This is a genomic window from Nocardiopsis lambiniae (assembly GCF_031845465.1).
In the GTDB taxonomy this organism is placed as follows: domain Bacteria; phylum Actinomycetota; class Actinomycetes; order Streptosporangiales; family Streptosporangiaceae; genus Nocardiopsis; species Nocardiopsis lambiniae.
This window is the reverse complement of record NZ_JAVREP010000003.1, coordinates 255,677-268,959: the sequence shown is the minus strand read 5'-3', so window position 1 is coordinate 268,959 and position 13,283 is coordinate 255,677. Positions and strand designations below refer to the sequence as shown.

Below are 13,283 nucleotides of genomic sequence, written 5' to 3'. Positions count from 1 at the left end.
CGCCTTCGTTCGTCCGCATAGCGCGGGGTGACGGGAAGAGACGCATGAGCCATCTGCTTCTGTTGACGAACTCCAACGAACCGTCCGATCACGTGCTGCCCGCTCTCGGACTCCTCCTGCACTCTGTGCGGGTGGCGCCCGCCGAAGCCGGCGCACTCCTGGCGTCCGGCGCCGGAGCCGGTTCCAGTGCTCCGGTCGACGCCATTCTGGTCGACGCGCGCACCGATCTGGCCGCCGCCCGGAACTTCTGTCGACTGCTCGACACCACGGGGCTGGACTGCCCGCTGCTGGTGATCCTCACCGAGGGCGGCGTCGCGGCGCTCACCCCGGACTGGCAGGTCGACGACTTCATCCTCACCTCGGCCGGTCCGGCCGAGGTCGAGGCCCGTCTGCGCCTGGCCGTCGGCTCCGCCGAGGCCGGCACCGACGACCCCGACGAGATCCGTCGCGGTGACCTCGTCATCGACGAGGCCACCTACATCGCCCGCCTGCGCGGCCGCATCCTCGACCTCACGTTCAAGGAGTTCGAGCTGCTGAAGTTCCTCGCACAGCACCCGGGCCGGGTGTTCACGCGGGCCCAGCTCCTCCAGGAGGTCTGGGGTTACGACTACTTCGGCGGCACCCGGACCATCGACGTTCACGTCCGGCGGCTGCGCGCCAAGCTGGGCTCGGAGTACGAGTCGCTGATCGGCACCGTGCGCAACGTCGGCTACCGGTTCGTGCCCGACCCCGTCAGCAAGGGGCAGCCGCCGTCGACCGAGGGCGCCGACGCCGCCCTTCCCGCCGCCCGTACGGAGGCCGCCACCGGCTGACCGGCCGACCCCGTCACCCCTCGGCCTCAGGGGTTCCCGGGACCCCTTCCGCCGCCGGGGCGTCCGCACCACGCGGGCGCCCCGGCGTCGTATCCGGAGACGGGCGCCGGACCGCGAAGGCACGACCACCCGAGACGGGCGCCCCGGCGTCGTACCCGGGAGTGATCGGTGAGGCCCGAGAGCGTGACGGCCGACCGAGGGGCGGCCCGGTGGACCCGGCCGGCGGCGGTCGGGAAAAACGGTGGTGTGTGGGGCCTCGTGTTCGAAGCAAGGACGCCCTAGGATCTGTGGGGCACCCGGGAACGGGGAGCGGTCAGGCGCGGCGTGGCTCCTCGGCCGGGTGCGGGTCCCCTGCATGGCGCGCCGGTCGTAAGGAGTGAAACCGCCTCGATGCCCACCACCGCCGCGAGTACCCCGCTCACCCTCCGAAGTGTCGGCATCGCCCTCGGTGCGGTCTTCGTCGGCTCCAGCCTGATCGCGATCGTGTCTCCGGCCGCCGCCGAGCCGGCCCTCCCGGGCGACCCCGTGCCGGTCGCGGCGCTCTCCTTCGAGCGTGACGCCGATCGGATCTCCCTCGGCGCCCAGGCCCCGCCCAACACGCTCACCGTGAGCAACACCGGACCCCTCGACATCTGTCTGATCGATCTGACCGCCGGCACGTTCCAGGTCAACGGCTTCGTCGCCGGACCGCTCGCCACCGGCGCGACCGACGCGGTCGCGGTCACCGGGTCCCCGCGCGGATCGACCGACGTGGTCGCCACCCTGACCTTCACGGCCGCCGACCCCGAGACCGGCTGTGACGACACCTCCACGGCCGATCGGCACACCATCTCCTCGGGCGTGTGGGCGGTCACCGTCGCCGCTCCGACGCCGAGCCCGACACCGAGCCCGACTCCCGGTCCGACACCGAGCCCGACGCCGAGCCCGACGCCCGGTCCGACACCGAGCCCGACTCCCGGTCCGACACCCGGTCCGACACCGAGCCCGACGCCGAGCCCGACGCCGAGCCCGACTCCCACCGAGTCGCCCACGAGACCGTCCACCCCCTCCCCGAGCGAGTCGGAGAGCCCCGGACGTCCGAGCCCGACCGCGACCTCCTCCCCCGGTGACCGGCCGGGCAACGGCGAGAGCGCCGCGAACCGGCCCCCCGGTACGCCCTCGAACACGTCCACCCCCTCGACCCCTCCGCGCGGCGGGGTGAGCAGTCCTCCCACCGGCGAGGCGGTCATCCCGACCCTGCCCCGTGACGAGGCCGAACTCCCCGACGTGCTGCCCGGCGAGGAGGACCTGGCGGAACTGCCGCTGGTCACCCCGACGTCAGAGGAGGCGGCCGAGGGCACCGAGGTGGCCGCCGAGCACACCGACATGGGGCCCAACATGGCCCCGGCCGTGCTGCTGGCCGCCTTCCTGCTCACCCTGTTGCTGGCCGCTCCGCTGGCCCCCACCCGCCGAGTCCGTTCAGGAATCGCCGTCTACCAGGGCCGACGCCGCAAGGTCTGATGCCCCGGACCGTCCGATCCGCCCCGGCTCCGCACCCGCGAGGCCGGGGCGGATCCGTTCGGGGGCGAGGCCAACGGGATCTTTACGACCCCGCCGTCGTAGGCTTTCGGTCCATGAGCACCCCGCTGGTCACCGACGACCTGGCGGCCGGACCGGCCGACCAGGTGTTGACGCTCGCCGAGGCCGCCCGTAGAGCCGACGGCGTGGCCCCCCTGTCCGAACACACCCTTCTACGCGTCCGCCACGGTGCCCCTTCGGGGAGCAGCCGGTTCCACGTGATCGCCGAGGACGGTCGCATCGTGGGCTTCGCGTTCGTCGAACGCATCGAGGGCGAACCCGACTCCGGCGAGGTCGTCGTGGACCCACCCCACCGGGGACGCGGCCACGGAACCGCGCTGCTGCGTTCGGTCCACCGCGACGCCGGACCGAACGGGGTCCGCGTCTGGGCGCACGGCCGCACCCCGCAGGCGGTGTCGGTGGCCGAGGGGGACGGTTGGCGGGCCGTCCGCGAACTGCACAAGATGCGCATGCCGTTGCGCGACATCACCGGAGGGGAGAGGGGCGGCCCCGCGAGCGCGACCGAACTCCCCGAGGTCCGGCTGCGCCCCGAGGTGGCCGAGCGGGTTCGGCTGCGCGCCTTCGTGGTGGGCCAGGACGAGCAGGCCTGGCTGGACGCCAACGCGCGCGCCTTCGCCCACCACCCCGAACAGGGGCGGCTGACACTCGACGACCTGTTGCAGCGCGAGGTCGAGGACTGGTTCGACCCGCACGGTTTCTTCCTGGCCACGACCAAGGACGGTCGGGTCGCGGCGTTCCACTGGACCAAGGTGCACGCCGACGGCGCCGGGCTGACCGACGGCGAGCCCGTCGGCGAGGTGTACGTGGTGGGGGTGGACCCCGCCTGGCGGGGCACCGGCCTGGGCCGCGCGCTGACGCTGGAGGGGCTGCGGCACCTGCGCGACGCCGGACTGCCCTGGGTTCACCTGTACGTCGACGGTGACAACGAGGCGGCCGTGCGGTTGTACACCTCGCTCGGATTCGACATCTGGGACACCGACGTGATGTACGCGCCGCCGGAGGGCGGTTCCCGGGACGTGGGAAACACGTGAACGGGCGACACGCCCGCACGTGCCGCTTGTCACATTAACCGGGCAAACCCTTTGTCGCCACGGTAGTGCGACATCTCGTTCATCTCTCGTTCACCTTCCCTGGGATATCTGGTCACTTAGCGGGCCTACCTTCGCATTCGGCGCATCGCGACCTCTCCGCGTTCGGTGGTCGCGGTGGCCTCCCGCGGGGTGATCCCCCGAGGAAGGACACCCGAACCCGACAGGGCTCGGAGCCCGCCCGCGGGGGGCGGGCGGCCGGCACTGAAACCTTTCCGAACCGGAGCCGATACATGACGACGACGGACGCGCCCACGGTGGCACCACCGTCCAAGGGCAAGCGCCGGATCGGCGATGTCGCTTTCGCCGGGCTCGCCCGAGGCTCGGGCATCCTGATCCTGATGATCCTCGCCGGCGTCGCGGCCTTCCTGATCGTCCAGGCCTGGCCCTCGCTGAGCGCGAACACCGCGAACTTCATCACCGACAAGGCGTGGGACGCCAACGTCCGCGAGAACCCGGCCTTCGGCGTGGGGGCGCTGGCGTTCGGCACCGTGCTCGCCGCCGGCATCGCCCTGCTGCTGGCCACCCCGGTCGCCGTCGGGATCGCGCTGTTCATCGTCTACTACGCGCCGCGCCGCCTCGCCTCGCTGCTCGGCTACATGGTGGACCTGCTCGCCGCGATCCCCAGCGTCGTCTACGGCCTGTGGGGCATCGGCTTCCTCGCCCCGCAGCTGGTCCCGGTGTACGAGGGGCTGGCCCGCAACCTCGGCTGGATCCCGCTGTTCGCCGGCCCCGCCTCCACCTCGGCCCGCACCATCCTCACGGCGGGCATCGTGCTCGCCGTGATGATCCTGCCGATCATCACCGCCATGTCCCGCGACGTCTTCCACCAGGTCCCGCAGGGACACCGGGAGGCCGCCCTGGCCATGGGCGCCACCCGCTGGGAGATGATCCGCCTGGCCGTCCTGCCCTTCGGCAAGTCCGGCGTCATCGGCGGGGCCATGCTCGGCATGGGCCGCGCCCTGGGCGAGACCATGGCGGTCGCCATGATCCTGTCGCCCTCCCTGATCGTCTCCTGGAACCTGCTCCAGAGCGGTAACCAGACCATCGCCGGGCACATCGCCCTCCAGTACCCCGAGGCCACCGGCTACGGCGTCTCCGCGCTGATCGCCGCCGGTCTGGTGCTGTTCGCGATCACCCTGGTCGTCAACATGGGCGCACGCTACATCGTGGCGCGCGGCAACAAGGAGTCCTGATGAGCCTGACGACCGCTCAGCCGACCGGGCCCGGCACCGGCGCGCCCCGTCGCGACCTGCGCAGCGGGTCACTGCCCCGTTACTTCCCCGCCGCCCTGCTGGCCTCCTCGGCCGCCGTGGTCGCGGGCGTCCTGCTCGCCTTCTCCTCCTTCGGGTTCATCCTGTGGGGGGTGCTCACCGCCCTCGCCTACACGGTGATCGTCGTGACGGCCTCCGCGCGGGTCGAGGGTGGTCGCAAGGCCAAGGACCGTCTGGTCACCGCCCTCGTCTACGTGTGTTTCGCGCTGGCGATGCTGCCGCTGGTGTCGGTGCTGTCGACGGTGACCGCCAACGGCCTGGCCCGGTTCGACGGCTACTTCCTGTCGGTGTCGATGAACGGCGTCCTGCCGAGCATGGACGCCGGCGGCGCCTACCACGCCGTCGTCGGCACCCTGGCGATCACCGGTATGGCCACCCTGATCTCGGTGCCGATCGGCATCATGACCGCGGTCTACCTGGTGGAGTACGCGCGCGGTCGGATGAAGCGCACCATCATGTTCTTCGTCGACGTCATGACGGGCATCCCGTCGATCGTCGCCGGTCTGTTCGTGGTGGCCCTGTGGATCATCCTGTTCGGCCCCGGCGCCACCAACGGCGCCGCCGGCGCGATCTCCCTGGCCGTGCTCATGATCCCGGTCGTGGTGCGCTCCAGCGAGGAGATGCTGCGCCTGGTCCCGCAGGACCTGCGCGAGGCCTCCTACGCGCTGGGCGTGCCCAAGTGGCGGACCATCACCAAGGTGGTGCTGCCCACGTCGGCCGCGGGGCTGACCACGGGGATCATGCTCGCCATCGCGCGCGTTATCGGAGAGACGGCGCCCCTGATCCTCACCGCGGGATCGTCGGCGGTGTCGATCAACTGGAACCTGTTCGACGGGCAGATGATGAGCCTTCCCGTGTTCATCTACTCGCAGGTCCGCATGGGCGGCGCGGTCAACTACGAGAGGGCCTGGGCTGCCGCGTTGACGCTCATCCTCGTGGTGATGCTGCTCTTCTTCCTGGCCCGCATGATCGGCCGCCTGTTCGCGCCGAAGTCCCGCTAGCCCGCCAACCCGGTAATCACGAGGAACATCCTGTGGCGAAACGAATCGACGTCTCCGGACTCCACGTCTACTACGGCGACTTCCTCGCCGTCGAGGACGTGTCAATGACCATCGAGCCGCGTTCGGTGACGGCGTTCATCGGGTCCTCCGGCTGTGGGAAGTCGACCTTCCTGCGCACCCTCAACCGCATGCACGAGGTCACCCCGGGTGCCCGCGCCGAGGGCAAGGTGCTGCTGGACGACATGGACATCTACGCCCCCGACGTGGACCCGGTGCTGGTCCGCGGCGAGGTCGGCATGGTCTTCCAGAAGGCCAACCCGTTCCCCACCATGTCGATCTACGACAACGTGATCGCGGGGGCCCGCCTCAACAACAAGCGGATGAGCAAGGCGGACGCCGACGGGCTGGTCGAGGAGTCGCTGCGCGGCGCCAACCTGTGGGAAGAGGTCAAGGACCGGCTGAACAAGCCCGGTGCGGGCCTGTCCGGCGGCCAGCAGCAGCGGCTGTGCATCGCGCGCGCCACGGCGGTGAAGCCGTCGGTCCTGCTCATGGACGAGCCGTGCTCGGCGCTGGACCCGATCTCGACGCTGGCGATCGAGGACCTCATTCACAAGCTGAAGGAGGACTACACGATCGTCATCGTCACCCACAACATGCAGCAGGCGGCCCGGGTGTCGGACCGCACGGCCTTCTTCAACCTGTCCGCACCGGGCAAGCCGGGCAGGCTGATCGAGATGGGCGAGACCAACAAGATCTTCACCCGTCCCGAGAAGAAGGAGACCGAGAACTACATCACGGGCCGCTTCGGGTGACCTGACGCCGTCCGCTCCGCCCGAGGGGTCCCGTCCACCGGCCCCCTCACCCCGGACGTGTTCCGCGACACCCTGGCCCAGGGTGTCGGGTGCGCGAAGGCCTACGGCTGCGGATCGTCGAGCCCGCCGCAGGCGCGAGGGGCGGTCGGGGCGGGGACCGGAGGAGGCCGTTGAGGGGTTGAATGGGGGCGGAGGGGGCCCTTGAGCGGGCACCCGTGACGTTGGGGGGACCCCGGAATGACCGTGCCGTTGGTGATCGACACCGATACCGCGCAGGACGACTGCGTCGCCCTGCTGGTCGGGTTGCTGGACCCGGCCGCCGACCTGCGGGCGATCACGATGGTCGCCGGGAACGTCGGCTTCGACCAGCAGGTGCGCAACGCCTTCATGACGCTGAACGTGGCGGGCGCGTCTCCCGTGCCCGTGTACCTGGGCTCCCGGCGACCGCTGGTGCGCGCGTGGGTGAGCGCGGAGAACGTCCACGGGGACGGCTCCGGCGGTCTGGACATGGATCAGGCCGGCCGGGAGCCGGAGGCCGAGCACGCGGTGGACGCCCTGGTGCGGCTGGCCGCCGAGAGCCCCGGTGAGCTGTCGATCGTGGCGATCGGCCCGCTCACCAACATCGCCGCCGCCGTGATCAAGGACCCCGACTTCGCGGGCAACGTGAAGTCGCTGTACATCATGGGCGGCTCCAACAACGGCCGGGGCAACATCACCGCCGCCGCCGAGTTCAACTTCTACGTCGACCCGGAAGCGGCCAAGACCGTGTTCGGCGCCGGGTTCGAGATCACCGTGGTGCCGTGGGACCCGCTGACGCTGCGCCGCGCGGTGTTCGGGCAGGAACGGCTGGACGAGATCGCCGCGCTCGGCACCCCCCTGTCGCGGTTCTTCACCCGCGTCTGCGCGGCGACGCTGGAGTTCGACCGCAAGGTCGGCATCGACGGCACCACGCACCCCGACTCGCTGACCGCCGCCGTGCTGCTCCACCCGGAGCTGGTGCGCGAGGCGTCGCCGTACCACGTGGACGTGGAGACCGCCGGGGAGCTGACCCGGGGCTACTCGGCCATGTCGTGGGGCGTGCACGGCCTGGAGCCCAACGCCCGGGTGATCGAGGACGTCGACGCGGACGGGTTCTACGAGTACATCCGGTCGCTGCTGGCCCGGGAGACCGCACCGGAGCGCGAGATCACGGGCCTGTGAAGGCGATGACGCCCCGGGCGGCGGCGACGGTCTCCTCGCCGCCCTCGGCGTCGGCCGTCACCGGGTCGCGGCGGCACAGGGCACGGCGCCGGGTGTGCTCGACGACGTGCGCGCGGGCACGGGGGGCGACCCCCCGGGCCGGGGTGCTCAGGACGCCGTTCGCGAGGTCGAGGGTGGACTCCGGTGGAGGCCTGTCGGGCATGGTCCGTTCTGCTTTCCCTTGAGCCTGGCAAATTTGACGCTTTTATGGGGGTATGTCGCCTAATGTCCGCCTCATGAGAGGAGGGCCCGTCGTGCAGACTTCCGCACTCGCCGCCGTCGCGGCCGTCGTCCTGTGTGCGACCGCCTGCGTCGTCGTCCCGGTGGAGACCACCGGCGGGGAGGGATCACCGCCCGCCGAGACCACGGTCCCGGAGGACACCCCGTCCGAGGAGACCGGACCCGGGACCGAGCCGGCGAGGCCGCCCGGCCAGGAGGACCAGGAGGACCAGGAGGGGTCCGACGAGGGCGCGAACGAACCGGGGGGACCGCAGACCCCACTCCCCTACGGTCAGGCGGTCCACCTGCCGCTGGGCGGCTCCCACACGTTCGAGGACGGCTTCACGGTGACCATGGGCGCCGTGGAGCGCCGTACGGACGACGGGGGGTACCGGAGCACCCCCGAGGAGCCCCGGGAGCCCCAGGAGCACGAGGAGCCCCAGGACTTCGAGGAGGAGGACGAGGGCGACCCCACCGACGAGGAGCCGCCCTTCGACGGGGAATCCCCTGAGGAGGAGTCCTCCGACGGGGAGCCGACCGACGAGACCTCCCCCGAGGAGGAAGGGTCACCGGAGGACGAGGAGCCGCCCACCGAGGAGGAGCACCCCGAGGACGGGGACGGGCCCGTCGACGGGCCCGATGAGGAGCCTTCCGAAGGGGAGTCGGAGGACGGACCCCCGGAGGACCCGGCGGAGGAGGGATCCGAAGAGGGGGAGCCGTCGGAGGAGGCGCCCCTCCCCGATCCCGACGAGGGCGCCGGGTTCGATCCCCTGCACTACTTCGCCTGGACGGTCACCGCCGCCAACGGCACCGACGAGCCCGTGCACACCGGCTCCGTGCTGGAGACCTGCGCCTCCGGGGCCCCGTTGCGGGAGTCGTTCCCCCAGCTCCTGGGCGACGTCGTGAACCCGCCGGCGAGCCTGGCCCCCGGACAGAGCGGTGGCTGGGACACCGACTGCCTGATCATCGAGGGCGACGTCCCGCTCCAGTGGACCCTGGAGTTCCGCGATGAGGACGGCTCGTCCCTGTACCCACCGCTGGTGTTCTCCGGGGAGGTGCCCTGAGTCAGCCGTGCTTGACCACGATGGTCTCGACCGTGTTGGCCACGTGCTCGAAGGCGTCGGCGGCCGTCTCCAGTTCCTCGATGACGTCCTTGAGCTTGAGCACCGTCAGAGCGTCGTACTCGCCGCTGAACAGCTTCGCGAGGAGTTTGCGGTAGATCCGGTCGGCCTGGTTCTCCAGTTGGTTGATCTCGATCCAGTACCTGGTGAGGTCCTGCATCGTGCGCAGTCGCGGCATCGCCTCGGCCGTCAGCTCCGCCGCGCGCTCCAGCACCTCGATCTGGTCGATGATCCCCTTGGGCAGACGTTCCAGGCCGTAGAGACCGATGAGGTCCACGGCGGCGTCCATGGAGTCCATGACGTCGTCGAGGTTGGAGGCCAAACGGTAGATGTCCTCCCGGTGGAGGGGAGGCGCCGAACTCTTGTTGAGACGGCGCATGATCGCGTGGGTGGCGTCGTCGCCCGCATGCTCGCAGGCGCGCATCTTCTCACCGATGGCCTCACGATCCGCCCCGTCACTCATCAGCTCCACCAGCAGGCGGGCCGCGATGACCAGGTTGTTCGCCGAGTCGGTGAACAACTCGTAGTAGCTGTCATCACGCGGGCGCAAACGGAGGCGCACGTCGTCTCTCCCGATGGTGCGGTGGGTGTTCCTTGGTGGATGTTAAGCGGGTCCGCCGAGCGGCTCGTCGGGACGCGAGGGGCCGTCGCGTCGGTCGCGTGCGCGGTCATTCCTCGTTCTGTTCGGCGGCACCGGCGCGTGGAACTCCCTGGGGGAAGGGGCCCATCGCATTCCTCCCAATCTCAACGACACCGGGACGGTTCGGGACGCTACCGTGTTCCGCGCCCGCTGACCAGCGGTGCGCTGAGACACGAATCACCCGATCGGTGGGAGACCGGTGGAGTGCACCACCGGAGTTCTCCGATGTCCACTTTCGGGCCATTGAGCGTCAATGGCAAGTATCCCCCGTGTTCACGATCGCATTGCCCCGCCCGTCACTCCACACCGATCCCCCCGTGATCCACCCCACCTCCTAGGCTTTCGGTCATGCCGTCCACTCTCACACCCGCCCTGGTACGCCGGGTCCGCCAGGCTCTGACCGACGCCGGAGAACCCGCCCCCGAGGCCGCGGAGAGCGCCGTCGAGGCGTGCGTCCGGGCCGCGCTGGCCGGCGGCGACCGCCCACTGATCAAACTGGCCGTGCGGGCCTCCCTGGCGATGCTCGCCGACCGGGCGCCCGGCAACTCCCTGGAGGTACGGGTGCCACCCTTCGGGGCCGTGCAGGCGATCGAGGGTCCACGTCACACCCGAGGCACCCCGCCGGGTGTGGTGGAGACCTCCCCGGAGCTCTGGTTGCGCCTGTCCGTGGGCGATACCGCCTGGGAGCAGGCGGTTCGGGACGGGGCGGTGCGGGCCAGCGGAACCCGCTCCGACCTGTCGGAACAGCTCCCCCTCTGGCCCCGGGTGGTGCCGCCCCCACCGCCAGGCACTAAGCTGTGAGTGTGTCGTACTCCGACGGCCGGCTCTCCATGGACCTCGATCCGCTCGAACGCGGCCCGCAGGACGCCTGCGGTGTATTCGGGGTCTGGGCTCCCGGCGAAGAAGTCAGCAAGCTCACCTACTTCGGTCTCTACGCTCTTCAGCATCGCGGACAGGAATCCGCGGGCATCGCATTGAGCGACGGGGAACGGATCGTCGTCTACAAGGACATGGGACTGGTCTCCCAGGTCTTCAACGAGGCGACCCTGGACTCCCTGCGCGGCCACCTCGCCATCGGCCACTGCCGTTACTCCACCACCGGTTCACCGGTCTGGGAGAACGCACAGCCGACCTTCTACACGGCGCGCGAGGGAGGCCTGGCCCTCGGCCACAACGGCAACCTGATCAACACCCCGGAACTGGCCGCGCTCCTGCCCCACAGCAGGCGCAACGCGACCACGGACACCGAGGTCCTCACCAACCTGCTGGCCGCCAGGGCCAGCGAGGGCGGCACCGTCGAGGAAGCGGCCATGGAGCTGCTCCCGCGGGTGCAGGGCGCCTTCTCGCTCGTGTTCATGGACGAGAACACCCTGTACGCGGCCCGCGACCCGCAGGGCATCCGCCCGTTCGTGCTGGGCAGGCTCGGCAGGTCCTCCGACGCCGGCGGCTGGGTCGTCGCCAGCGAGACCGCCGCCCTCGACATCGTGGGCGCCGAGATGGTCCGCGAGATCGAGCCCGGCGAGCTGCTCACCATCGACGAGCGCGGCGTCCGGTCCCGCCGGTTCGCGCCCGCCCGCCGCAAGGGCTGCCTGTTCGAGTACGTCTACCTGGCCCGCCCCGACACCACCATCGCCGGGCGCAACGTCAACTCCACCCGGGTGGAGGTGGGCCGCCGGCTCGCCAAGCAGCACCCGGTGGACGCCGACCTGGTCATCCCGGTGCCCGAGTCCGGCACGCCCGCCGCGGTCGGATACGCCGAGGCCAGCGGGATCCCGTTCGCCCAGGGCCTGGTGAAGAACTCCTACGTGGGCCGGACCTTCATCCAGCCCAGCCAGACCCTGCGCCAGCTCGGCATCCGGCTCAAGCTCAACCCGCTGCGCGAGGTCATCGAGGGCCGCCGGCTGGTGGTCGTGGACGACTCGATCGTGCGCGGCAACACCCAGCGCGCCCTGGTGCGGATGCTGCGCGACGCGGGGGCCGCCGAGGTGCACGTGCGCATCTCCAGCCCGCCCGTGCTGTGGCCGTGCTACTACGGCATCGACTTCGCCACCCGCGCCGAGCTCATCGCCGCGAACCTGTCGGTGGAGGAGATCGCCGCGTCCGTGGACGCCGACAGCCTCGCCTACGTCGACCTCGACGAGCTCATCGCCGCCACCACGGTCCCGGAGAACGACCTGTGCCGGGCCTGCTTCGACGGCGTGTACCCGATCGAGGTGGACCCCGCCGCCCGGGGCAAGTACCTGCTGGAGAAGTCCTGCGGTACCCCCGAGGGCTCCACTCTGGCGACGAGCGCCAAGTAGCCGTCCGCACGGCGGCACCGCCGTGCGTCCGTCCGCCATGCCCTGAATCCGGGGCGACATCCATCACAGCACGAGGAGAACTCGCGTGGCAGCCGACAGCAAGGCGACGGGAGCGTACGCCGCCGCGGGCGTCGACATCGCCGCCGGGGAGCGCGCCGTCGACCTGATGAAGAGCCACGTCGCGCGTACGCGACGGCCCGAACAGGTCACCGACGCCAGCGGTTTCGCGGGCCTGTTCCGCCTGGACACCGCCAAGTACGAGGACCCGGTGCTGGCGACGTCCACCGACGGTGTGGGCACCAAGGTGCTGCTGGCCCAGAAGCTGGACCGGCACGACACCATCGGCATCGACCTGGTCGGGATGGTCGTCGACGACCTCGTGGTCAGCGGCGCCGAGCCGCTGTTCATGACCGACTACATCGCCTGCGGCGCGGTGGTGCCCGAGCGCATCGCCGAGATCGTCGGCGGCATCGCCGAGGGCTGCCACCAGGCCGGTTGCTCCCTCATCGGCGGCGAGACCGCCGAGCACCCCGGGGCGATGGGCCCCGAGGAGTACGACCTGGCCGGCGCCGGCACCGGCGTGGTGGAGGGTGACGCGATCCTGGGCCCGGACCGGGTCCGCGAGGGCGACGCCGTCATCGCGATGGCGTCCTCGGGCCCGCACTCCAACGGGTACTCGCTGGTCCGCCACATCGTGGACACCGCGGACCTGGACCTGACGGCGCACGTTCCGGAGCTGGGCGGCGAACTGGGCGAGGTGCTGCTCACCCCGACCCGGATCTACGCCAAGGACTGCGTCGCGCTGACCGATGCGGTGGAGGTGCACGCGTATTCGCACATCACCGGCGGCGGGCTGGCCGCGAACCTGTCCCGGTCCCTGCCCGACCACGTGGACGCCGACCTGGACCGGTCCACGTGGACGCCCGACCCCGTGTTCGGCTTCCTGGCGGAGAAGGGCTCGGTCTCCCGCGAGGACATGGAGGCCACGTTCAACATGGGTGTGGGCATGGTGGCGATCGTGGCGGCGGAATCGGCCGAACGCGCCCTGGAGGTGCTCGCCGAACGCGGTGTCCCCGCCTGGCGGCTGGGAACGGTGAGGTCGGGTTCCGGCCGGGCCCACCTGAACGGTGACCACCCGGGCGTGTGAGAAAAGGACACGAACATAGCCGGTGCGAACCACCGCAGTGGTTCGCACCGGC

The 13,283-nt window shown here is 70.9% G+C and carries 13 protein-coding genes; 11 read left to right on the top strand and 2 right to left on the bottom strand.

Features of this window, described 5'->3' with window-relative positions; translation table 11 throughout:
* The first annotated feature begins 44 nt into the window (after positions 1-44).
* The 7 genes from RM479_RS07225 to RM479_RS07195 all read left to right on the top strand — a co-directional run bounded on the left by RM479_RS07225 (position 45) and on the right by RM479_RS07195 (position 7,765).
* The gene (locus RM479_RS07225; protein ID WP_311510936.1) at positions 45-812 is read left to right on the top strand and encodes a winged helix-turn-helix transcriptional regulator; all 768 of its coding nucleotides are present in this window, start codon (positions 45-47) and stop codon (positions 810-812) included.
* A gap of 390 nt (positions 813-1,202) precedes the next feature.
* Positions 1,203-2,312 carry a hypothetical protein gene (locus tag RM479_RS07220; protein WP_311510934.1) on the top strand — a complete coding sequence of 370 codons (1,110 nt, stop codon included), beginning with the start codon at positions 1,203-1,205 and terminating at the stop codon, positions 2,310-2,312.
* Positions 2,313-2,425: 113 nt separating this feature from the next.
* On the top strand, positions 2,426-3,421 hold the full coding sequence (gene mshD, locus RM479_RS07215) for a mycothiol synthase (RefSeq protein WP_311510933.1): 996 nt from the start codon (positions 2,426-2,428) through the stop codon (positions 3,419-3,421).
* Between the two features lie 290 nt (positions 3,422-3,711).
* Positions 3,712-4,674 carry a phosphate ABC transporter permease subunit PstC gene (pstC, locus tag RM479_RS07210; protein ID WP_311510932.1) on the top strand — a complete coding sequence of 321 codons (963 nt, stop codon included), beginning with the start codon at positions 3,712-3,714 and terminating at the stop codon, positions 4,672-4,674.
* Positions 4,674-5,753 carry a phosphate ABC transporter permease PstA gene (gene pstA, locus RM479_RS07205; protein ID WP_311510930.1) on the top strand — a complete coding sequence of 360 codons (1,080 nt, stop codon included), beginning with the start codon at positions 4,674-4,676 and terminating at the stop codon, positions 5,751-5,753. The genes pstC and pstA overlap by 1 nt, the downstream gene beginning before the upstream one ends.
* 32 nt (positions 5,754-5,785) lie before the next feature.
* Positions 5,786-6,565: a phosphate ABC transporter ATP-binding protein PstB gene (gene pstB / locus RM479_RS07200; RefSeq protein WP_274812504.1), complete on the top strand. Its 780-nt coding sequence runs from the start codon at positions 5,786-5,788 to the stop codon at positions 6,563-6,565.
* A gap of 237 nt (positions 6,566-6,802) precedes the next feature.
* Positions 6,803-7,765: a nucleoside hydrolase gene (locus RM479_RS07195; RefSeq protein WP_311510929.1), complete on the top strand. Its 963-nt coding sequence runs from the start codon at positions 6,803-6,805 to the stop codon at positions 7,763-7,765.
* Here the strand turns inward: RM479_RS07195 and RM479_RS07190 are convergent.
* Positions 7,752-7,967: a hypothetical protein gene (locus RM479_RS07190; protein ID WP_311510928.1), complete on the bottom strand. Its 216-nt coding sequence runs from the start codon at positions 7,965-7,967 to the stop codon at positions 7,752-7,754. The genes RM479_RS07195 and RM479_RS07190 overlap by 14 nt on opposite strands.
* 91 nt (positions 7,968-8,058) lie before the next feature.
* Here RM479_RS07190 and RM479_RS07185 point away from each other — a divergent pair, with 91 nt between their 5' ends.
* Positions 8,059-9,087 (top strand): hypothetical protein, encoded by a 1,029-nt coding sequence (locus RM479_RS07185; protein WP_311510927.1) that lies wholly within the window; start codon positions 8,059-8,061, stop codon positions 9,085-9,087.
* 1 nt (position 9,088) lies between these two features.
* Here the strand turns inward: RM479_RS07185 and RM479_RS07180 are convergent, their stop codons facing one another.
* On the bottom strand, positions 9,089-9,706 hold the full coding sequence (locus tag RM479_RS07180) for a DUF47 domain-containing protein (protein ID WP_274812500.1): 618 nt from the start codon (positions 9,704-9,706) through the stop codon (positions 9,089-9,091).
* A gap of 426 nt (positions 9,707-10,132) precedes the next feature.
* Between RM479_RS07180 and RM479_RS07175 the strand changes: the two genes are divergently transcribed.
* From RM479_RS07175 to purM, 3 genes are all read left to right on the top strand, one after another.
* Entirely contained in the window at positions 10,133-10,585 is a 453-nt protein-coding gene (locus tag RM479_RS07175) for a sterol carrier family protein (RefSeq protein WP_311510925.1), read from the top strand.
* 2 nt (positions 10,586-10,587) lie between these two features.
* The gene (purF, locus tag RM479_RS07170) at positions 10,588-12,084 is read left to right on the top strand and encodes an amidophosphoribosyltransferase (protein WP_311510923.1); all 1,497 of its coding nucleotides are present in this window, start codon (positions 10,588-10,590) and stop codon (positions 12,082-12,084) included.
* An 85-nt stretch (positions 12,085-12,169) separates the two neighbouring features.
* Positions 12,170-13,231 carry a phosphoribosylformylglycinamidine cyclo-ligase gene (gene purM, locus RM479_RS07165; protein ID WP_311510921.1) on the top strand — a complete coding sequence of 354 codons (1,062 nt, stop codon included), beginning with the start codon at positions 12,170-12,172 and terminating at the stop codon, positions 13,229-13,231.
* Positions 13,232-13,283 lie beyond the last annotated feature (52 nt).